We start from the raw sequence: 21,248 nt of genomic DNA, 5'->3' as shown, positions 1-21,248 counted from the left end.
GCCTCGCGTGCTAGCGCGAGCCTTCAGGCTCGCATTCGTCGCTCTCCCTGCGCCGAGCCGCCGATGCGCCCCAGCAGTCCCGTCAGCTCCGCCACGCGCCGCCGCTCGAGCGTCTCGATCACATTGGCGATGGCGTCGCGCTCGATCTCGCTCGTCTTCTCGCGCGTGACGCGATCGAATTTTCGTCGCGCCGCCTCCCAATCGAAGGGATCGGTGTAGAAGCCGTGATAATCGTCGCGCGCGCAGGCGAGCAGGCGCCCATCCTCGAGCTCGATCGCGAGCCGCGCCGGCAGAAATTTCGGAAACAGAGCGGTCAGCTCCGGCGAAGGGGCGATCCTCACCTTGCGCAGCAGCGTTTGAACATCCTCGGCGAGAATGCGCTGCGGCGCATATTGTTCCGGCTGCACCTCGCCATCGATGAGCGCGACAGCGAGCATATAGGGAAGGCTGTGATCGGCCTCCTCCTTATTGCGAACCAGGCGCTTGTCGCCCTCCTCGCCGCCGCCGATGATCTGAAACGCCACGGCGAAAGTCTCGAGCCGCGCCTCGCGCACGGAAGCCGCCGAAAACCCCGGCCGCGCGCGAATGTCGAGCGCCGCATCGATCGCCGATTGCGAATGAATCTCGGCATTGTGCTTCTTGAGAATCGTGCGCGTCACGCTCTCCAAATCCTCGCGCGACCAGTCGATCTCGAAATGCCCGGCGATGGTCTCCTCAAAGCCCTTATTGCCTTCGAAGACTTGCTGCGGCCCGGTGATCCCATGCGCGGCGAGCAGCGCCGCATGCGTCGCCGCCATCGCCGTATTGGGATAGGCGAGACCCTTCCAATTCGAGAGCGCGCCGGTGCGCGTCACGCGCAAGGCGTTGTTCGCGGTTCCGCTGATGGCGATGGCGTTGGCGATCTGTTCGGGCGAAAGACGCAGCGCCTTGGCGACGCCGGCGGCGGCGGCATAAGCGCCCTGCACCGTATGGTCGAAGCCGCGCGCCCGCACCGGCGCGACATCGCTCAGCCGAGTATGCACCTGATAGGCGACGGCGAGCGCCGCTAGAAATTCAGCGCCGCTGGCGTCGCGCATTTCCGCCGCGGCGAGAACGGCGCCGAGATTGTCGGAAGGGTGACAGGTCTCGCCCGGCGCGAGATAGCTGTCCATGAAATCGAGATAGCGCGACAACGCGCCATTGTAGAAGGCTGCGCGATCGGGCGCGGTCTTGCCGCCGCCGATGAGCGTCGAAATCGGCGCGCCGCCGAGCGCCACCGTCATCTCGCGGATCGCCTTTATCGGCGCCGCGTCGAGCGCGCCCAAGGCGACGCCGGTCGTGTCGAGAACGCGGATTTTCAATTGCCGCAGCGCGGCCTCGCTCATCTCCTCGAGCCGCGCCCGATCGACGAATTCCGCGAGCGTCTGAACCTCGGTCATCGGCGAGATTCCTTGCAGGCCGCTTTGCCTGGCAAGCAGCGATACCTGTCGCCGCGGCTCGCGGAATCAAGCTTTTTTGTTGCCGTTGAATCATTTGAGTAGTTATGCTTGCGCTCAAAGATTCGTCACAAGCTCCTACACCGACCGCCCAACCTGACACGCGCTCAATTCAGTCGATCCAAGTACACAACAGTTTTCATTATTTCTCCAGTGCGTCAAGCAGAGAGAACCGGAAGATGGACACTAAGGCAATCGAGGTTGGTTTAGTACTGCAAGATAATCGTCGCTTTACGGTTCCGATCTATCAACGACAATATGCGTGGAATGACAGCCGGCTACAACCGTTTTGGGACGACATCGTTGCAAAAACGGAGGAGCTGCTGGTCGGCCCGCCTCGTTTTCAGCATTACATGGGCGCACTGATCTTAGCACCCGGGGCCGATGGATATAGCGTTGGACGTATCCCAACGGTGCAAATCGTCGACGGGCAACAGCGTTTGACGACCTTTCAGCTCTTTCTCGCCGCATTACGTCACGTCGCTACCAATTTTGGATTGGACGAGGTCGCAGCCGATCTTGAAATTTATACTTTTAATGACGCAAGAGGGCTGAAAGACGGCACCGATTTGGGAAATCGGCTAAAGCTCGTCCCAACCCCAGCCGACCGTGACCTTTTTAAAGAATTGATGACTAACGGCTTGAGTTCCGTCAGAATTAAGAATCCGGAATGTTTCTACAAAAATGGCAACGTCATTGTCGGAGCGGCACCCCGAGCACTCTTGGGATTCGTGTATTTCGAGCAAAAAATCAGAGAATATACAGAATTCGGCTTTCGTGACACCGACGAGCACCAGGGAGGGCTAACTGAAGAGCCAGCCGACGCCAGACCAGAAGAGAAAGCAAGTGTCTATCTTAGCCGCTTGCAAGGCCTAGCCAATGCTCTTCTTCTCTATTTCAAGCTGGTTGTGATCACTCTTGAGGAAAAGGACGACGCACAAGTCATCTTCGAGACGTTAAACAGCCGAGGAGAGCCGCTTCTCGCAATGGACTTGGTTCGCAACAATATTTTCCACCGTGCGGAACTCCAGGGAAATGGGTCTCATGCCGAAGACCTTTTCGAGCGGAAGTGGAAGCCGCTCGATTCTCCGTTCTGGAAAGAGGATGCACCACGTGCAAAACCGAAACGACCGAGAATTGATCATTTTCTCAATCATGCGCTCACTGCTCTAACCGGGCAAGAGATTTCGATGCGCGAAATCTATGCCGAGTATCGTGCATTCACTCGGCCGAAAGGCAAACCACGGTTTGAAACCGTCGAGGTGGAACTCGACGTCTTACTTCAGTTTAAGCCCGTCTACGAGACTCTGGAGCAAGGACACTTACATGACGACTTATCATGGCTCGGCAAGAAACTCGCGACGTGGGAGGTATCAACCGCATATCCGCTTATTTTTCTGATCACTACAAGCAATATCGATGACATCGAGAAATCAAAAATTTACCGGATGATATACTCATACATTGTAAGACGCGCTATCTGCGGCTTAACGACGCAAAATCTAAACAAGAACTTCACGCGAATCGTTGCCAATATGCTTAAGAATCGAGCAGATTTGGAGACTTTCTGCGCAAGTTTCGATAGCCAAAGCGGCAGTACAGTTCGTTTCCCAGACGACCGGGAATTTTGCCGCGCCCTCGAAGTAAACCCAATCTATGAATGGTTCGGTAAGCCTGAGCGTCTCAAGGATATTCTTTGGGAGCTGGAACGTGCCAGCCAAACAAAGTTTCAGGCCATAAATACTAATTTACCTGAGCTGAGCATCGAACATGTACTTCCTCAAAGCTGGACGTCTCAATGGCCGCTTCCAGATGGTCGTCTAGCTCCTCCAGACAAAGTGACCGGAGCGGACCCAAACATGCTGACCGCCATCCGGCAGCGCGACGAGCTTTGCCACGTGATCGGCAATCTAACGCTCGCCCCCCCTCCCCTGAACGCTTCGATGAGCAACGACCCATTTGACCGCAAAAGGGGAAGACTGGGGCAATCGCTTCTCGCCCTTAACGTAGAATTCTCCAGCCTTCCGTCTTGGGACGAAACGGCAATTCGTGATCGAGGACGGAAGCTCGCGGAAAAGGCAACTACAGTATGGCCATATATAAGATGAAGCATTTGTTTTCAAAGCACTAAAATAAATCCGGCTACGTCCCTCGTGGCTTCGCCCGCGTCGTCGGCGCCGCGCCGGCGGGATCGTCGGGCCAGGGATGGCGCGGATAGCGGCCCTTCATCTCGCGCTTCACTTCGCTCCAGGAGCCGGCCCAGAAGCCCGGCAGATCGCGCGTCGTCTGAATGGGCCGATGCGCCGGCGACAACAGCTCCAGCGTCAAGGGAACGCGGCCCTTGGCGAGCGTCGGATGCGCAGAGAGGCCGAACAGCTCCTGTACGCGCACCGACAGGAGCGGCCCATTGGCGGCGGCGTAATCGAGCGCATGGCGCGAGCCGGCGGGCGTCTCGAAAAAGGCGGGCGCCTCGAGGTCGAGCCGCCGCGTCAGCTCATAGGGAAGCAGCGCCGAAAACGCGGCGCCGAGATCATCGGCCGTTATGGCGGCGACGCTGGCGCGGCCGAGAATGAAAGGCGCGAGCCAATCTTCGACGCTCTGCGCGAGTCCTTCTTCGCCGACATCCGGCCAATCGTCGCCCTCGGCGCGGCGCAGAAAGGCGATGCGGTCGCGCAATTGCTCCTGCGCCTTGCTCCAAGGCAGACGCGCTAGGCCGAGCCCGGCGACGCCGCGCGCGAGAATGGCCGCATTCTCCGCACTGGCCTCGACCGAGAGATTCTGCTCGGCGAGACGGATCGCGCCGAGCCTGCGGAAACGCCGTCGCCGCAGGCTCGCGCTCTGCGCGTCGAAAATCGTTTCGTCGCGCGTCTCGATGCGATCGGCGGCGATGCGCTCCACCTCTTCGGCCGTCAGCGCGCAAGCGGCGAGAATGCGCGCCTGCGCGGCGCGGCCAGTGATCTCGGCGATCGCGAGAAAAGACGCCTTGGCGAGAACGTCATGCGGCGGCGTGGCGGCGGCGCGGCCATTGGCCATCAAGAACTCGCCGGCCGCGCCGCGCGCCTTGGCGATGCGATCGGGATAGGCCATGGAAATGAGCGCGCCATCGGAGAGATCAGCTTCGGCCTCACGCCGGACGGCGGCTTTTGCCTGCTTGGCCCAGCTAGCCGAAAGCCGCTGCGCATCGCGAGCGCGGCGCGAGCCGTCGGAGCGGAAACGATCGAGGCGATCCGAGAGATCGCTGGATGTCCCACCCAGCCCGCGCTCGGAGAGCAGCATAGCGAGATCGGCGGCGCGTTCGGCCTCGCCATGACGGGCGGCTTCCAAGATCATGCGCGCGAGGCGCGGAGCCAGCGGCAGCGAGCGGATCGCGCGGCCGGTCGCGGTGAGCGCGCCTGTTTCATCGAGAGCGCCGAGCGCGCGCAGCAGAGCGACGGCCTCCTTCCAGGCCGGCGCTGGCGGCGGATCCAGCCAGGCGAGCTTGCCCGGATCGTCGAGGCCCCAGGAGCGCAGATCGAGCGCGAGGCCGGAAAGATCGGCGGCGAGGATTTCCGGCGCAGCGAAAGCCGGCAGCGAGACAGTCGCGGCCTCGTCCCACAGGCGATAGCAGACGCCCGCTTCCGTGCGCCCCGCCCTGCCCCGCCGCTGATCGACGCTGGCCCGCGCCGCGCGCACCGTCTCGAGCCGCGTGAGGCCGAGATCGGGCTCGAAGACGGCGACGCGCGAGAGGCCGCTGTCGATGACCACGCGGACGCCTTCTATGGTCAGCGAGGTCTCGGCGATGGAGGTGGCGAGCGTCACCTTGCGGCGTCCCGGCGCGGCGGGCGCGACGGCGAGGTCCTGCTCCTTGCGATCCATCGCGCCGAACAGCGGCGCGATATCGACGTCGGCGGGAAGGCGCCGCTCGCTAAGAAAATTGGCGACGCGCTGAATCTCGCCCTGCCCCGGCAGGAAGACCAGGACCGAGCCCTTCTCCTCCGCCAGCGCGCGCATGACGGCGCGGATAACGGCCTCTTCCAGGCGCTCATTGGAGTCGCGGCCGAGATAGCGCGTCTCCACCGGAAAGGCGCGGCCCCCGCTCTCGACGATTCCCGCACCGCCCATCAACCCCGCGACGCGCGCGCCATCGAGCGTCGCCGACATTGCGATGATGCGCAGATCGTCGCGCAGCCCCGCTTGCGCATCGAGCGCCAGAGCGAGGCCGACATCGGCGTCGAGCGAGCGCTCGTGAAACTCGTCGAAGAGCACGGCGACGACGCCATCGAGCATGGGATCGTCGAGAATCATGCGCGCGAAAACGCCTTCGGTGACGACCTCCACGCGCGTCTTCGCGGAGATTTTCGACTCGAGCCGCATGCGCAGGCCAATCGTCTCGCCGACGGATTCGCGCAGGCTCGCGGCCATGCGCGCGGCGGCGGCGCGCGCGGCGAGACGGCGCGGCTCCAGCAGAATGATCTTGCCGCCTTTCGCCCAATCGGCGTTCAGCAGCGCGAGCGGAATGCGCGTCGTCTTGCCGGCGCCGGGCGGCGCCACGACGACGAGATTGCGCTTGTCGGCGAGCGCCGCCGTCACGCGCGGCAGAACCTCGTCGATCGGCAGACGGTCGGAAAATGCGATCAAGGATGCGCCCACGCTCTCACGCGCGGGACGCGCTCACTTCTGCTTGGCGATGATCTTGTCCTTGATCTTCTCATAGACGCCTTTGGGGAGGATGTTCTTTTGATAGAGCTCGTCCTTGCCCTTATAGGGCCTCCCCTTGATGATCGCCACGGAGCGCGCCTCGCCTATGCCCGGCAGCGCGTCCAGATCTTCCTTGCTCGCGGAGTTTATGTCGAGCAGCTCCGCCGGCTTCGGCGCGGCCTCCTTGGCGGGCGGCTCCTTGGAAGGCTGCTCCTTGGCCGGCTCAGGCGCCGGCGTCGCGGGCTGCTGCTTGGCGGGCGCGCTCTTGCCTGCTTTGGCGATGGAGGTGGCAGGCGCCTGCGCCAGCGCGGAGGCGGACAGGAAGGCGAGAAGGCAAAGGCGCAAAATATTCCGCATGACGATACCTCGCATAAGGACGCCTCGAGGGTAGCGTCTCGGCGAGGCGCGGTCGAGTTGCGGAGGCTGCGGTCATCCCGCAGAGAGCGCCCGCATCGCCGCCTCATGCACGCGCTTGTCGCCCGCGGCGATGATCGCGCCGCCCTGCGCGGCGGAGCCGCCGTCCCAAGTGGTGACGATTCCGCCTGCGCCTTCGACGATCGGGATCAGCGCGACAATGTCGTAAGGGTTGAGATTGGTCTCGATGACCAAATCCACATGGCCGGCGGCGAGCGCGCAATAGGCGTAGCAATCGCCGCCATAGCGCGAGAGCCTCGTCTGCGCCTCTACCCGGAAAAAATCGTCGCGGAGGCGCTCGTCGATGAGCCTCGGCGAGGTGGTCATCAATGTCGCTTCGGCGAGCGTGGCGCAGGGGCGCGTCTGCAGCTTGCGACGCTCCTCGGCCGGCGCCGGCTGGGCCTTCCAGCCCGGCTGCGGATGGTGATGCCGCGCCGGCCCGCGCCAATAGGCGGCCTCGCCGTCGCCGGAGAAGCGCTCGCGCGTGAAGGGCTGGTGCATCAGCCCATAGCAGGGCCGCCCGCGATGCTGGAGGCCGATGAGCGTGCCCCACAGCGGCAGGCCGCAGATGAAGCTCTTGGTGCCGTCGATGGGATCGAGCACCCAGACATATTCGGCGTCGGCGCGGAGATTGCCGAATTCCTCGCCGATGATTCCATGGCTCGGAAAAGTCGCCTCGATCAGCCTTCGCATGGCGATCTCGGCGGCGCGATCGGCCTCCGTCACCGGATCGAAGGCGCCGCCCGGGGCTTTGTCCTCCGCCGCGAGGCTGGTGCGGAAGAAGGGCAGGATCGCCTCGCCGGAGGCGTCGGCGAGGCGTTCGACGAATTTCTCGAAATCGACGGCGGTCATTGCCTCTCCGGGCTTCGGCTGGAAACGCGCTGGATTATTCGGCCGCGGCGCGCTGCTCGCGTGGGCCGACGATTTGCGTCAGCAGCCGCACGATCTCGCCGAGCCGAGAGGCCAGCAGATCGAAATCGACGCTGCGACGCAGATCGGCCTCGTTCATATAGAGATTTCGTGAAATCTCGATCTGCACCGCATGCCAGCCGGCCCCCGGCCTGCCGTAATGCTCGGTGATATAGCCGCCGGCATAGGGGCGATTGCGCTGCACATGATAGCCCCATTGCCGCAGCCGCGCCTCTATGGCCTCGACGACGTCGCCCGAGCAGCTGGCGCCGAAACGATCGCCGAGCACGAAATCCGGCTTGCGCTTGTCGCCGCGGCCGGTGGCGCTCTCCTTGGCGACGCTGGAGGGCATGGAATGGCAATCGACGAGCAGAGCGACGCCGAACTTGCGGCGCGCGCGCTCCATCAGCGCGCGCAGAGCGGCGTGGTAGGGCTTGTGCAGGCTCTCGATGCGATGCATCGCCTCGGCGACGCGCAGCCGGCTGGAATAGATCTCGCGGGCGTCGGCGACGACGCGCGGAATGGTGCCGAGCCCCGCCGCCACACGTAGCGAGCGCGTGTTGGCGAATTCCGGCAGCGCATCCTCGAACATGCGCGGGTCGAGCTCGTAGGGCTCGCGATTCACATCGAGAAAAGCGCGCGGGAAATGCGCCTTGAGCAACGGCGCGCCGATCGCCGGCGCGAGAGCGAAGAGCTCGTGCACATGCGCATCCTCGGACCGGCGTAGATTGGCGATGTCGAGCCGCGAGCTGGCCAGAAAGCTCGCCGGATAAATGTCTCCCGAATGCGGAGACGAGAAGACGAGCGGCGACGAGAGCTCGGCAGGCTCGACCAGCTCGAACGGAACATGGAGCTCGGGATCGGCGGGCGTCGGGCTCGCGGCCCGCTCCTCGTCCATCATCGTCGACGCCTCATCGCTCTCACTCTCCTATCGCCCCCCCCCCCCCCGAGAGAATATCGCGGATGGCAGCATAGACTCTTTCAGCGCGCATATTCCCGAAAATTTCAGTTCATGCGAAACAGGGGCCAGAATTTCACGGGCCGGCGTGAGCGGGTCCTTATTTTCACCCGATTTTTACCAAACTGCGCCCTTATGTCATAGAACATGCGAGGAGCGATATGACCGACAAGATTGCCGCGAAAATCCTGCTGGCGGAGGATGATACGGACATGCGCCGCTTTCTGGTGCGCGCGCTGCAGACGGCAGGATTTGCCGTCACCTCCTTCGACAACGGGCTCTCCGCCTATGACCAGCTCCGTGTCGAGCCTTTCGAGCTGCTGCTCACCGATATCGTGATGCCGGAAATGGACGGCATAGAGCTGGCGCGCCGCGCGACGGAGCTCGATCCCGACATAAAGGTGATGTTCATCACGGGCTTTGCGGCGGTCGCCCTCAATCCCGACAATCAGGCCCCGCGGCAGGCGAAAATCCTCTCCAAGCCCTTCCACCTCAAGGACCTCGTCAATGAGGTGCAGCGTCTGCTCGCCGCCTGACGAGAACGGCGCGAGGCCGTTCAGAATTGCGGCGCCGCTCGGGCGACCTTGCTCCTTTGCGCGCCATGCGCTATGAGCGCCGCCAAACGCCGGCGTCGGCGCGGCTCTCATTTCGAGGAATGACGATGAAGAAGGAAATCCATCCCGACTATCACACGATCCGCGTCGTGATGACCGACGGATCGGAGTATTTCACGCGCTCGACCTGGGGCGCCGAGGGCGACACGCTCAACCTCGACATCGACCCCAAGACGCATCCGGCCTGGACCGGCGGCTCCGCTCAGCTGCTCGACCGTGGCGGCCGCCTGTCGCGCTTCAACTCGCGCTTCGGCAATCTGTCCTTCGGCAAGAAGTAAGCGTTCGGCCTTCACCGGCGCCAAAAAAAGCCGCGCTCGAGAGCGCGGCTTTTTTGGTTTCGTCTCACGAAGCGGGCGCCTCACAGCCCCGGCGCGAAAGCGTTGCGCAGCCTCTGCAGCTGAGCCTCGACCGGGCTCTCCACCCTATTCTGCGCATAGCCGGCGTCCGAGCCATAGATCAGCTGATCGAGATGCATCACCCGCGCCTGCAGGCGCAGCGAGTGAATGGCGAGGTCGCGGAGCTTCTGCGGCAAATGCGCGAAAACGTCGGGATTTGAGGCCAGCTCCTGCTGCGACAGCCGCACCTTGTGCTTGTCGCTAGCGGCCTGCGCGCGCGTGATCTCGCCCTGATTGACCGCCCGCTGCAGCAGCAGCCAGGACGCGATCTGCATCAGCCGCGTCGTCAGCCGCATGCTCTCGGCCGCATAGGCCAGAGCCTCTGATCGCGGTAGCGATTTCGCGTCGTCCCGACCATCGCCGTCGAGATAGGCCGCCGCCTCCTCCACCAGCGCCATGCCCTCTCGAAACATGGCCCCGAACGCTTCCGACCCTGCCAGCTTCTCTACGAAGGAGACCGGAGTCTGAATGCTTTCCACCGAATCGGACGCTTGCCCCATCATACGACGCTCTCGAACGCTCGAACGCCGCGCTCGATCCGCGCCGTTCCGATGAGACCTATGTAACGCAAATTTGCGGGGCGCGCCTTATTAGGTTTTGCTTAACCTTAATCTTTGAATCCGTACGTATTACGCCCGAGGTCGCGGCTCGGGAGCCGCCTCCGCGCGGGTCCGCGCTCGCCTCTCCCTGCCCGGCCGATGCTGATGCAGCGCATTAGCGATCGGCTTTAAGCAAATGAAATATCGCCTTTTATCGGTCTGCTTTAACCATCGCTCGAAGAAGGACGCAAAATTCCGCCGCTGAGAGGCGCGGAGGCGCAAAATATCCTTGCCGCTAAACCGCTTAGGCTCAGCTCTTGATATTCCGCTGGAGCTCCACATCGGCGGTGCGCTCGGCGCCGACGACCGCGCGGCCGAGCCCCGCCTTCAGAGCGCCGGCGCAGAGCGCGGCGATCGCCAGCAGCAGGCCGACGCGGAGCAACTGCCAGCCATCGGGGGCCGCCGCCCGATTATGGAGCGCGAGCGAGCGACCATTTTTCTGCACGGCGTCGCTCCGGCGAAGGGTCATGGCGGGCCGGCCGCCTCTCGTCTCGACGATTTCCACAGGATCGAACGGCACGGGACATTCTCCAACAGACGGGGGCCGAAGGCCTCACTCTGGCAAAATGGCGCTTTCGAAACGGTGAAGGCCGCGACGAGCGCCGTCGTCAGGGTTTATCTCTGGTTAACGCCTGAGCGGCGGCGGCGTTGCGAATGCGGACGGGACGTCAGTGAATGCTTGACGCGCCCGCCGCCGGCCTGTCATTTGAGGCCTCGCCCCACCTCCCCCCAACACGCGCCATTCTTCAGGACTCCATGATCCGATCCGCATTGATGAACGTCATGACTGCCGCCGCCATAAAGGCCGGGCGCAGCCTGAAGCGCGACTTCGGCGAGGTCGAGAATCTGCAGGTGTCCGTCAAAGGCCCTGGCGATTTCGTCTCCGCCGCCGACCGCCGCGCCGAAAAGGTCGTGTTCGAGGAATTGTCGCGCGCCCGTCCCGGCTATGGCTTCCTAATGGAGGAGAGCGGCGCCGTCGAAGGCAGCGACAAGACCCACACTTGGCACATCGATCCGCTCGACGGCACCTCCAACTTCCTGCACGGCATCCCGATTTTCGCAGTGTCCATCGGGCTCGAGCGGGAGGGCCAGCTGGTCGCTGGCGTCGTCTACAATCCAGCGACTGACGACATGTTCGTCGCCGAGAAGGGCCAGGGCGCCTATCATAACAACAGGCGCATGCGCGTGGCCTCGCGCAAGTCGCTCGGCGACTCGCTCATCGCCTGCGGCATACCCCCGCTCGCAGCGGTGGACCGCCACGCGCTGTTCCAGACGGAGCTGACCGCCGTCATGGCCAAGACCGGCAATATTCGCCGCATGGGCGCCGCCGCGCTCGATCTCGCCGGCGTCGCCGCCGGTCGATACGACGCCTATTGGGAGCGCGGCATCAAGCCCTGGGACATCGCCGCCGGAATCGTTCTGGTGCGAGAGGCCGGCGGCTTCGTCAGCGATCTCGACGGCAGCGGCGACATGCTGCCCAAGGGCGCGATCTGCGCCGGCAATGAGACGATCCATCGCCTCCTGCTCGACACAGTGCGCAAGGCGCGCGCGTGACAGGCGGTCTCCCGATATCCGGCCCGCGCATCGTCGCGCGCCGCGATTCGGACTGGACCGCGCTCACCGACCTCTGGGTCGCGGCTTGGCGGCGGACTTACGCAGACATTGATTTCGAGGCGCGCCGTGACTGGCTGAAGAATCATATCGTCCAGCTGGAGCATGGCGGCGCGCGCACGCTGCTGCTGCTCGAGGGCGCCGGACGGACGCTCGTCGGTTTCGTCACCGTAGATCCCGCTTCGCATTGGCTCGATCAGCTCTGCGTGCATCCAGAGCGCTTCGGCTCCGGCGCGGCGGAGGCGCTGATCGAGGCGGCGCGCAGCCTGTCGCCCGCGCGGCTGCGGCTCGACGTCAATCAGGACAATAAGCGCGCCGTCGCCTTCTATGAGCGCGAAGGCTTCGTGCGTGTCGGCGAAGGCCGGCCGAGCCTCGCAGGTCGGCCGACGCTGATAATGGAATGGTCGTCGGCCACAACGCCGCAGCCCTGACCTGATCGGCAACCGGCCGACCGAACGGTTCCGTTCGATCGGCGCTCGCGCTAGAGTCGCTCCGGTTCAAATTGAACCGGCGTGCTCCCTGTTCGGTCGTGTTTTCTTCAACTTCGCTCGAAAACACTCTAGGCGCCGCTCTTCTCGCCGACCAGCGCGAGCCGGACCATATTGGTCGCGCCCGGCGAGCCGAAGGGCATGCCGGCGACGATGATGATGCGGTCGCCCGGCGCGGTGAAGCCCTCGCCCAGCGAATTCACGCTGGCGCGATCGACCATATCCTCCACGTCGCGCGCATCCTGCGTCTCCAGCGCATGGACGCCCCACACCAGCGCCAGCCGGCGCGCCGTGTCGCGATTGGGCGTCAGCGCCAAAATCGGCGGGCGCGGCCGCTCGCGGGCGATGCGCAGCGCCGTGGCGCCAGAGGCCGTCCAGGCGCAAATGGCCATGGAGTCCAGCGTCTCGGCGACGTCGCGCGCGGCGACGGCGATGGCGTCGGCGGCGGTGGGATTGGGCGGCGCATTGCGCTGGGCGTTGAGGATGGAGCGATAGACGCCGTCGGTCTCCACCTCCTCCGCGATGCGGCTCATTGTGGCGACGGCCTCGATCGGGAATTGGCCGGCGGCGCTCTCCGCGGAGAGCATGACGGCGTCCGCGCCCTCATAGACGGCGGTGGCGACGTCCGACACTTCGGCGCGGGTGGGGAGCGGGGCCAGAATCATCGATTCCAGCATTTGCGTCGCCACGACGACCGGCTTGCCCAGCCGGCGCGCGGCGCGGGTGATGCGCTTTTGCAGGCTCGGCACCTTCTCGAGCGGCACCTCGACGCCGAGATCGCCGCGCGCCACCATCAGCGCATCGGCGTGCTCGATGATCTCGTCCAGCCGGGCGATGGCCTGCGGCTTCTCGATCTTGGCCATGACCAGCGCGCGCGAGCCGACGACGCGCTTGACCTCGAGCACGTCCTCGGCGCGCTGGACGAAGGAGATCGCCACCCAATCGACGCCCTCGATCAGCGCCGCGTCGAGATCGGCGCGGTCCTTGGGCGTCATGGAGGTGATCGGAATATCCGTGTCCGGCAGGCTGACGCCCTTGCGATTGGAGACGCGGCCGCCGATGTCGACGACGGCGCGGGCCATGTCGTCCGACGTCTCGACCACATGCAGCCGCACCTTGCCGTCATCGATCAGAATGGCGTCGCCGATCTTCAGCGCCTGCAGAATCTCGGGATGCGGGAGCTGCACGCGGACGGCGTCGCCGGGCGTCGGATCGGCGTCGAGGACGAAATGATCGCCCTTGCGCAGATGCACCGGCCCATCGGCGAAGGCGCCGATGCGGAGCTTCGGCCCCTGCAGATCGACCAATATGCCGATGGCGCGGCCGGTCTCGGCCTCGATCTCGCGGATCATGCGCACATAGGCGGCGAGCCCGGCATGATCGGTGTGGCTCATATTGATCCGAAACACATCGGCGCCGGCCGTGGACAGGCCGGCCACGACGGTCTTCTCGACGCTCGCGGGACCGAGCGTCGCGATGATCTTCACGCGCCGCAACCTTCTCATTTTCTCGCCCAATCCTCTTTTGTCAGAGCCGCGCGGGCCGTCTTCGTCACTGCGTCGACGACGGCGTCGGATCTGTGAGCTGCACCGTCCAGTTCTTGGCGTCGCGCCCCGTGTCTATCTCGAAAAAGCCCGTGCGGTCGAAGCCGCGCGCGAAGCAGTCCTCGCGCCCGTCGATGCGGAACTCGCGATCGCGCGTGCACATGAACGCCTTGCCCTTCCACTCTCCGCCGCGCTCGTCCATCGCATATACGTAGTAGTACTGCGCCGCCAGCGGTCCGCGCAACAGCGTCTCGCAGGCGGAGGAACGCAAATTCCACCAGCCCTCCGAAAGCCAATTGCGTCCGTCCGTATAGGCCAAGGACACGCTCACCCTGTTCGTCGTGTTGTTGCACAGGCGAAAATCCGCTCGCGCGCCGGATATAACGCAAAGACAACACGAAATAATCACAAAGAGAGTCGTGCGTCCGGGCATGGGCGGAACAGTCGCGAGAGGGTCGAAGAGCGGCGCCGCGGACCGGCGGCCCGAAGCGGCGATACACAGCCAAACCACGGGACGGCCGCTTTGTCCACCCCGACGACGCCTCCTGGCGCGCAATCGGGCCGCGGGCGTGGCCGTCTTGTCACCGCCGTGACCTAGCGTAGACTTGAAGACAGGTTTTCCCGCCGGGCCGCGAAGGTCCGGGCACGACCTTTTCAATGGAGAGCATCATGTCGCAATTGCTCGAGACGAAATCGGAGATTCACGCGGAGGTGACGGCGCCCGCGCCACAGTGGAAGACGGATTTCTACTGGATATTGCGCATTCTCTGGGCCTGCCGCGTCAGCGTCGTCAGCGCCCTCGCCGGGCTTCTCCTCTTCGGCCTCGTCGATCAGGCGCAGAATCTGTTCGCGGATCGCTCCTTCGACGCGCTGCTCTTCGGCGCGCATTATTGGCTCAGCGTCTTCGCCGCGATCTTCCTGGTCTGGGCCTTTCCCGTCCATTACGGCGCGCGCCGTGTGCTCGAGGACGCCGATTCGGCCTGGATGATCCCCTATCTGCTGCGCGTCGAGATGCGCGACAACGACATACGCTCCGTCCGCGACCATGTGCGCCGACGCTTCGGACATGTCATCTGTTGGACGCCGCGTCTCCTCGGACTGATCCCTTTCGTCGCCGTGGCGCTCGGCCTCTGGGGCGCGCAGGCCTCGATCGAGAACGCCGCCATTCTCCCCGAGGCGACGGCGACGCGCGACCAGATCTATGCGCTGCTGGCGCTCGACGCGGCGACGGCCGTCGCTTTCGTCTATTTTGTGATCAAGCGCCAGCGCATCGCCAAATTCATCGGCGCGAGCATGGATTTGCGCTGGCTCACCTTCGCCTCGCTGCACGCCACGACGGCGGTGTTCGTCTCGGCGCTGATCTGGCCCTTCTTCTTGTCCGACCATGCGCCGCGCGCGCTGCTGGTTCCCTTTCTGCTCGGCAGCCTCGTGCTCGGCGCGAGCTGGCTGGTGCGCAAGGGCTATGAGACCGGCCGCCCGCTGCTGCTGATCGCCATTCTCTTCGCGGCCGGCATAACGGCGGCGAATACGCATCTCGACGATGTGCGCGCCCTGCCCGCGGCTTCCGGCGCGCCCTCGAAGGCGGATCGGCAGATCGACATCACCGAGGCGGTGCGCAATTGGAAGACGGCCAATGGCTGTACCGAGACGGAATGTCCGCCGGCGCTGATCGTCGCGGCAGAAGGCGGCGCCAGCCGCGCGGCCTATATGGCGGCGACGGTCATCGGCCATTTGATCGATCGCGACGGCGATCTTCACGATGCGCCGCAGTTCGGCTCGCCGGGCCGGCGAGTCTTCGCCTTCTCTGGCGTCTCCGGCGGCGCCTTCGGCTCGGCGGTCTTCCGCGCCGCTCTCGCCGACGCCGCGGAAAAGGATGCGCCGACGCCGCCCTGCGTCAATTCAGCGCGCGTCTGGGTCGGCGCCCATGAGCATCGCGATCCGACCAAGAGCTGGCGCGACTGCCTGCAATTGCTGGTCGCCGGCGATTATCTCTCGCCGGCCTTCGTCGGCCTCGGCTTTCGCGACAATTTCTCGCCGCGCAAATTTTTCTTCGGCGAAGAGAGCTGGATGGAGGATCGCGCCGCTCTGCTCGAGAAATCCTGGGAGCGTCACTACGACTTCGTGACCAACGCCGCCTATAAGAAAGACTATTGGACCGGCGAGCTGATCCAGACCGGCGAGCCCTGCGCGAGCGGCGCCGCGACCGGCATGTGCCGTCGGCTCGGCTATGCGCGCGCGACGCCGACGGGCAAATGGGCGCCGCTGCTGCTGCTCAACGGCACGTCCGTGGACAGCGGAACGCGCATCATCGGAACCGATCTGATTTCGACGCGCCCCGCCCCCGCGACCAATTCGCGCGCGCCGCTCTATCCCGCCGCCTATGATTTCTTCGAGATGATCTCGACGCCCTGCAGGACGCCGCAGGGCGACATGTGCCCGGCCGCGGCGCAGGGCGACAAGGATGTCGCAGCGCTACGCGACGGGCCGGACATTCTTCTCTCCACGGCGGCGCTGCTCAGCGCGCGCTTCCCCGTCATCTCGCCGGCGGGAACGCTGCGCGCCAAGGGCGACGGCTCCCATGGCGACCGCGTCGTTGACGGCGGCTATTTCGACAATGCCGGCCTCGCCTCTGCGCTCGATGTGGCGCGCGCGCTGAAGGGCCAGGGCGTCACGCCGCTGATCCTGTGGGTGCAGAATGATCCCGTCGGCGCGCTCACCGACAATACGCTGCCGCCGCGCGCGGCAGGCACGCCGCGGCTCGGCGCGCCGGGGGTGAGCTTCGTCTCGGATCTCTTCGGCCTCGTCGCTGCGCCAGTGGACGCGCTGCTGGCGACGCGCGCCGGCCATGCGGCGGAACAAGCGGCGCTGGCGCAGCGCAGCCTCGTCGAGATGAACGCCGACACCGACCGCTACGCCGGCGATATGACGGCGAGCTTCTTCCAGATCGGCGTGCGCGTCGCGCCCGTGCTGGTCGCCGACGGCGGCGACGATCCGCTGCTCGACTCGACTTGCGCGCGCTTCAAGGGCCAGACCTTGTCCATGTCCAAGGTCTCGATGAGCTGGTGGCTGTCGCAATCGGTGCAGGCCGATCTCGACGCGCAGCTCTGCGACAAGGCCAATCGCCAGAGCCTGAAGGATCTCATCACGCGGCTGAAGCAGAAGCTGCCGCTGGTGAAAGCCGAATGGTGAGAGCCGAAAGGCGCCGCGGCTTCAGCCGCGGCGCAGGAGGGCGGCGGCGCGCGGCGCGTAATAAGTGAGAACGCCCGCCGCGCCCGCGCGCTTGAAAGCGGTGAGGCTCTCCATCATTGCGCGCTCGCCGTCGAGCCAGCCATTGGCGGCGGCGGCCTCGATCATCGCATATTCGCCGGACACCTGATAGGCGAAGGTCGGCGCATGAAAAGCGTCGACGACGCGGCGCACGATATCGAGATAGGGCATGCCCGGCTTGACCATCACCATATCGGCGCCCTGCTCGAGATCGAGCGCCACCTCGCGCAGCGCCTCGTCGCTATTGGCGGGGTCCATCTGATAGGTTCGCTTGTCGCCGCGCAGAGTCTTATTGGTGCCGATGGCGTCGCGGAACGGTCCGTAGAAGGCCGAGGCGTATTTGGCGGCGTAGCTCATGATCTGGACATTCTCGAAGCCCTCGGCGTCGAGCGCGGCGCGGATCGCGCCGATGCGGCCGTCCATCATATCCGAAGGCGCGATGACATCGGCGCCGGCGCGCGCCTGATTGACCGCCTGAGCCGTCAGCACGGCGACGGTCTCGTCATTGACGATCTCATCGCCGACGAGCAGCCCGTCATGACCGTGGCTCGTATAGGGATCGAGCGCGACATCGGTGATGATCCCAATGCCCGGAACCGCTTTCTTTATCGCGCGGCAGCCGAGACAGACGAGATTTTCGGGATCGAGCGCGGCCGATCCATGCGGATCGCGCAGCGCCGGATCAGTGTTGGGAAACAGCGCCACCGCCGGCACGCCGAGCGAGGCCGCCTCCTCTATCGCCTCCAGCGCCGTGTCGATCGAATAGCGATAGACGCCCGGCATGGAGGCGATCGGCTCGCAGCGCCCTGTCCCGTCGAGCAGAAACAGCGGCCAGATGAGATCGTCGGCCGAGAGCCTGGTCTCGCGCACGAGACGGCGCGCCCATTCGCTCTTGCGATTGCGGCGCGGGCGCGCGGTGAGCGCGAGCCGCGCGGAGGCGGCGGCGAATTTGTTTCCGGGAGATTCCATTGGCGCGACCTCCAGCGCAGCCGCGCGGCGAGAAAGGCGCGCGACGCGAAGCGTGCGTAGCATGGCGCTCGTCGCAATGGGAAGACTGCGAAACCTCCGAACATTGACGCCCCGCCGCCTTCCGGTCTAGAGCCGTCGTCACGTCCGACGCCGCGCTCTCACCCGCGGATGCGACGCGACGAGCAATGGGAGCCGATGGCGGAACGCGTGAACTCCGGCGCTCTCTCTTCATCGCGCAACGCCTTTGCGGCGATCGTCGCCTCGCTCTGCGCGCTCGCGACCGTTGTCGTCGCAGCGCCTCAGGCTCCGCCCTCGAGCGAACGTCCGCCGCACGCAGCCGCGCGACGCGCGACGCGGGCGCCTGCGCCGCCGAGGCGCCCACCGGAGCAGCGCGCGCCGCAGCCGCCGGCGGTAGAGACGCCGCCGCCCGCGACGCCGCAGGAGCTGCCGCCGCTCGACACATCGACGCCGCCGCCCTCGCTGCCGCGCGCCTCACGCGAGCGCATGCGCCAATGCGCCACACAATGGATGAAGATCAGGCAGGAAGGTCGAACGGCGGGAACGAGCTGGCGCGAGTTCGCGACCAGATGTCTCACCCGTTGACAGCCTGAGGGAGAGATCTCGCCCGCCGTCGCCGACCTCGCGTCGAGGTCGGCCGGAAAAGCGCGAGAGAAACAAAGCCGATCAGCGGGAGCGAGGAGCGCGGGCCGAGCCGGCCCGGGCGAGAGAAGTGCTGCGAAACGCGTTCACGATGCGAGGTGGATCGGCTGCGCATGGCGAACGCGTTTCGGGCCGCGGGTCTTTCGTCAGACCGCTTCCGAGCTTTCGGGAGCCGGAGGAGTTTCCTTGGCCTTGCGCGGAGCGCGACGCTTGACGGGGGCCTTGCGCACGGCCTTCTTCGTGGCGGTCTTCTTCGTCGCGGTGCGCTTCTTCGTCGCGACGCGCTTTTTCGTAGCGACGCGCTTCTTCGTCGCAACGCGCTTCTTCGTCGCCGTCTTGCGCGTGGTCTTGCGGGCGACCTTCTTCGAAGCAGCCTTGCGCGTAGCCTTCTTGGCGGCGACCTTCTTCGTCGCGGCCTTCTTGGTCGCGGCCTTCTTGGTCGCAGTCTTACGAGCACCCTTCTTCGCGGTCGCCTTTTTCGCAGGCTTACGCTTCGTCGTTGGTTTCGCCATCTTCAGTCCCCTTGATCCATATCGTCGGAATGTCGCTATGACCGACGATAGGCCGCAATAGCGTAACGTGGTTAACCAGTCGTTCAAGTGGCGCTTTCACGAATTGCTCGCGAATGCGATGTCGCATGGCGCGCGACCGCAGCGAATGCGCGCGCCGATGAACGCCGCGACGCATGTCTCCAAAGGCGTGAGATGCAGCGCGTGAGACGCATGTCGACAGCAATCTCGGCAGCGCTCGAAACGCGCGTCGCGCATCGACGACGACGTCTCCTCGAAATGGCCACGCACTCCGCACGACCCTCGACGAGGCCACTCAATCTATTGTTTTTCTTCGATGAGTTGGAGATGCGCACAATTGCGCGAAATGCATTCGCGCGATGATGCGCGCATGACGAAGCGCGATTTTGCGCTTTCGTTTCACGCTGTCGCCGACGCTCCGCGCCGATCGCGTCGCATGTCTCGACGCATGCGTGACGACGCCGGAGCCGCCTCTGCGAAGCGCGTCGCACGCGCTCTCGCAGCGCTGCTAACCATGTGAAAAAAAATTGTGCGCAGCGCGCGCGCCGCGTCTCGCGAAAGCCGCGCTGCGGCCGTAGCGCAGCGTCGATTCGATCGAATCGACGCTGCCGGTGATTCGAGTTTCGGCTCTGCCCAAAGCGTCTCAGACGCCGAGACGGCTCTTCAGCAAATCATTGACGGCTTGCGGATTGGCTTTGCCGCCGGTCGCTTTCATCACCTGGCCGACGAACCAGCCGAGCATGGTCGGCTTCGCCTTGGCTTGCGCGACCTTGTCGGGATTGGCGGCGATGATCTCATCGATCGCCTTCTCGATCGCGCCCGTGTCCGTCACCTGCTTCAAGCCGCGCGTATCGACGATCTCGCGCGGATCGCCGCCCTCCTGCCAGACGATCTCGAACAGATCCTTGCCGATCTTGCCCGAGATGACGCTGGTGGAGATGAGATCGACGATGGCGCCGATCGCCTGCGCGGACACGGGCGAACGCGTAATGTCGAGCCCCTCCTTGTTGAGGCGGCCGAACAGCTCGTTGATCACCCAATTGGCGACGAGCTTGGAGTCGCGGCCTTTCGCCGCCTCCTCGAAGAAGTCCGCGCTCGCGCGCTCGGCGACGAGCACGCCGGCGTCATAGGGCGGCAGGCCGTAATCGGCGACGAAGCGCGCGCGCTTCTCGTCCGGCAGCTCCGGCAGTTCGACCTTCAGCGCGTCGACATAGGCCTGATCGAATTCCAGCGGCAGGAGATCGGGGTCCGGGAAATAGCGATAGTCGTGCGCCTCCTCCTTGGAGCGCATGGAGCGCGTCTCGCCCTTGCCGGGATCGAACAGGCGCGTCTCCTGAGCGATGACGCCGCCATCCTCGAGAATGCCGATCTGGCGGCGCGCCTCCACCTCGACCGCCTGGCCGATGAAGCGGATGGAGTTGACGTTCTTGATCTCGCAGCGGGTGCCGAACGGCGCGCCGGGCTTGCGCACGGAGACGTTCACGTCGGCGCGCAACGAGCCCTGCTCCATATTGCCGTCGCAGGAGCCGATATAGCGCAAAATGGTGCGCAGCTTGGAGACATAGGCGCGCGCCTCCTCCGCCGAGCGAATGTCCGGCTTGGAGACGATCTCCATCAGCGCGACGCCGGAGCGGTTCAAATCCACATGGCTCTCGGTGGCGGAGAGGTCGTGGATAGACTTGCCCGCGTCCTGCTCGAGGTGCAGACGCTCTATGCCGACGGTGATGCGCTCGCTGGGCGTCACATCGACGATGACCTCGCCCTCGCCGACGATCGGATGCTTGTACTGGGAAATCTGATAGCCCTGCGGCAGATCGGGATAGAAATAATTTTTCCGGTCGAACACAGAACGCAGATTGATCTGCGCCTGCAGGCCGAGGCCGGTGCGAATGGCCTGCTTGACGCATTCCTCATTGATGACCGGGAGCATGCCCGGCATGGCGGCGTCGACGAGCGAGACATGATCGTTGGGCTCGCCGCCATATTCCGCGGAAGCGCCGGAGAAGAGCTTGGCCTTGCTCGTCACCTGGGCGTGAATCTCCATGCCGACGACGACTTCCCAGTCGCCGGTCGCGCCTTTGAGGAGCTTGCTCGGCTGCGTCTCGCGCGTGTTCATGTCTTTCGTCCTCGAACCGTGT

19 protein-coding genes are annotated in these 21,248 nt (G+C 64.8%); 7 read left to right on the top strand and 12 right to left on the bottom strand.

Annotated elements, in window-relative coordinates:
• Positions 1–23: 23 nt before the first annotated feature.
• Positions 24–1,418 (bottom strand): MmgE/PrpD family protein, encoded by a 1,395-nt coding sequence (locus GYH34_RS11485; protein WP_161913696.1) that lies wholly within the window; start codon positions 1,416–1,418, stop codon positions 24–26.
• A 236-nt stretch (positions 1,419–1,654) separates the two neighbouring features.
• Here GYH34_RS11485 and GYH34_RS11480 point away from each other — a divergent pair, with 236 nt between their 5' ends.
• Positions 1,655–3,583 carry a DUF262 domain-containing protein gene (locus GYH34_RS11480; protein ID WP_161913695.1) on the top strand — a complete coding sequence of 643 codons (1,929 nt, stop codon included), beginning with the start codon at positions 1,655–1,657 and terminating at the stop codon, positions 3,581–3,583.
• 34 nt (positions 3,584–3,617) lie between these two features.
• Here the strand turns inward: GYH34_RS11480 and hrpB are convergent, their stop codons facing one another.
• The 4 genes from hrpB to GYH34_RS11460 form a co-directional block, all read right to left on the bottom strand.
• Positions 3,618–6,089, bottom strand: a complete 2,472-nt coding sequence (gene hrpB / locus GYH34_RS11475) for an ATP-dependent helicase HrpB (RefSeq protein WP_244635360.1) — start codon at positions 6,087–6,089, stop codon at positions 3,618–3,620.
• A 36-nt stretch (positions 6,090–6,125) separates the two neighbouring features.
• Positions 6,126–6,509, bottom strand: coding sequence for a helix-hairpin-helix domain-containing protein (locus GYH34_RS11470; RefSeq protein ID WP_161913693.1), 384 nt, complete (start codon positions 6,507–6,509; stop codon positions 6,126–6,128).
• A 72-nt stretch (positions 6,510–6,581) separates the two neighbouring features.
• Entirely contained in the window at positions 6,582–7,418 is an 837-nt protein-coding gene (gene hisN / locus GYH34_RS11465) for a histidinol-phosphatase (RefSeq protein ID WP_161913692.1), read from the bottom strand.
• Positions 7,419–7,452: 34 nt separating this feature from the next.
• Positions 7,453–8,373 carry an N-formylglutamate amidohydrolase gene (locus GYH34_RS11460; RefSeq protein WP_161914989.1) on the bottom strand — a complete coding sequence of 307 codons (921 nt, stop codon included), beginning with the start codon at positions 8,371–8,373 and terminating at the stop codon, positions 7,453–7,455.
• 221 nt (positions 8,374–8,594) lie between these two features.
• Between GYH34_RS11460 and GYH34_RS11455 the strand changes: the two genes are divergently transcribed.
• Positions 8,595–8,969: a response regulator gene (locus tag GYH34_RS11455; protein ID WP_018265194.1), complete on the top strand. Its 375-nt coding sequence runs from the start codon at positions 8,595–8,597 to the stop codon at positions 8,967–8,969.
• A gap of 125 nt (positions 8,970–9,094) precedes the next feature.
• Positions 9,095–9,325, top strand: coding sequence for a 50S ribosomal protein L31 (rpmE, locus tag GYH34_RS11450; protein ID WP_024880132.1), 231 nt, complete (start codon positions 9,095–9,097; stop codon positions 9,323–9,325).
• An 80-nt stretch (positions 9,326–9,405) separates the two neighbouring features.
• Here the strand turns inward: rpmE and GYH34_RS11445 are convergent, their stop codons facing one another.
• Both GYH34_RS11445 and GYH34_RS11440 read right to left on the bottom strand, forming a co-directional pair.
• Positions 9,406–9,945, bottom strand: a complete 540-nt coding sequence (locus tag GYH34_RS11445; RefSeq protein ID WP_161913691.1) for a DUF1465 family protein — start codon at positions 9,943–9,945, stop codon at positions 9,406–9,408.
• 346 nt (positions 9,946–10,291) lie between these two features.
• Positions 10,292–10,510, bottom strand: a complete 219-nt coding sequence (locus tag GYH34_RS11440; RefSeq protein ID WP_161913690.1) for a hypothetical protein — start codon at positions 10,508–10,510, stop codon at positions 10,292–10,294.
• A gap of 287 nt (positions 10,511–10,797) precedes the next feature.
• On the opposite strand from GYH34_RS11440, the gene GYH34_RS11435 reads away from it, so the two are divergent.
• Together GYH34_RS11435 and GYH34_RS11430 are read left to right on the top strand one after the other, a co-directional pair.
• Positions 10,798–11,595, top strand: coding sequence for an inositol monophosphatase family protein (locus GYH34_RS11435; RefSeq protein ID WP_161913689.1), 798 nt, complete (start codon positions 10,798–10,800; stop codon positions 11,593–11,595).
• On the top strand, positions 11,592–12,083 hold the full coding sequence (locus GYH34_RS11430) for a GNAT family N-acetyltransferase (protein ID WP_161913688.1): 492 nt from the start codon (positions 11,592–11,594) through the stop codon (positions 12,081–12,083). Before GYH34_RS11435 ends, GYH34_RS11430 begins: the two co-directional genes overlap by 4 nt.
• A gap of 128 nt (positions 12,084–12,211) precedes the next feature.
• On the opposite strand, the gene pyk is transcribed toward GYH34_RS11430, so the two are convergent.
• Both pyk and GYH34_RS11420 read right to left on the bottom strand, forming a co-directional pair.
• The gene (pyk, locus tag GYH34_RS11425) at positions 12,212–13,645 is read right to left on the bottom strand and encodes a pyruvate kinase (RefSeq protein ID WP_161913687.1); all 1,434 of its coding nucleotides are present in this window, start codon (positions 13,643–13,645) and stop codon (positions 12,212–12,214) included.
• Positions 13,646–13,691: 46 nt separating this feature from the next.
• On the bottom strand, positions 13,692–14,117 hold the full coding sequence (locus GYH34_RS11420) for a DUF1036 domain-containing protein (RefSeq protein ID WP_024880138.1): 426 nt from the start codon (positions 14,115–14,117) through the stop codon (positions 13,692–13,694).
• A gap of 236 nt (positions 14,118–14,353) precedes the next feature.
• Here GYH34_RS11420 and GYH34_RS11415 point away from each other — a divergent pair, with 236 nt between their 5' ends.
• A complete protein-coding gene (locus GYH34_RS11415; protein WP_161913686.1) occupies positions 14,354–16,873 on the top strand; it encodes a hypothetical protein in 2,520 nt (839 codons plus the stop codon).
• Positions 16,874–16,894: 21 nt separating this feature from the next.
• Here GYH34_RS11415 and hemB read toward each other — a convergent pair whose 3' ends face one another.
• Positions 16,895–17,920, bottom strand: a complete 1,026-nt coding sequence (gene hemB, locus GYH34_RS11410; RefSeq protein ID WP_161913685.1) for a porphobilinogen synthase — start codon at positions 17,918–17,920, stop codon at positions 16,895–16,897.
• A gap of 195 nt (positions 17,921–18,115) precedes the next feature.
• On the opposite strand from hemB, the gene GYH34_RS11405 reads away from it, so the two are divergent.
• Entirely contained in the window at positions 18,116–18,523 is a 408-nt protein-coding gene (locus tag GYH34_RS11405; protein WP_161913684.1) for a hypothetical protein, read from the top strand.
• Positions 18,524–18,726: 203 nt separating this feature from the next.
• Here GYH34_RS11405 and GYH34_RS11400 read toward each other — a convergent pair whose 3' ends face one another.
• Together GYH34_RS11400 and gatB are read right to left on the bottom strand one after the other, a co-directional pair.
• On the bottom strand, positions 18,727–19,092 hold the full coding sequence (locus tag GYH34_RS11400) for a histone (RefSeq protein ID WP_161913683.1): 366 nt from the start codon (positions 19,090–19,092) through the stop codon (positions 18,727–18,729).
• 661 nt (positions 19,093–19,753) lie between these two features.
• Positions 19,754–21,226 carry an Asp-tRNA(Asn)/Glu-tRNA(Gln) amidotransferase subunit GatB gene (gene gatB, locus GYH34_RS11395; protein WP_161913682.1) on the bottom strand — a complete coding sequence of 491 codons (1,473 nt, stop codon included), beginning with the start codon at positions 21,224–21,226 and terminating at the stop codon, positions 19,754–19,756.
• Positions 21,227–21,248 lie beyond the last annotated feature (22 nt).

This window comes from Methylosinus sp. C49, assembly GCF_009936375.1.
Lineage (GTDB): Bacteria > Pseudomonadota > Alphaproteobacteria > Rhizobiales > Beijerinckiaceae > Methylosinus.
This window is presented reverse-complemented; position numbering and strand designations above follow the sequence as displayed.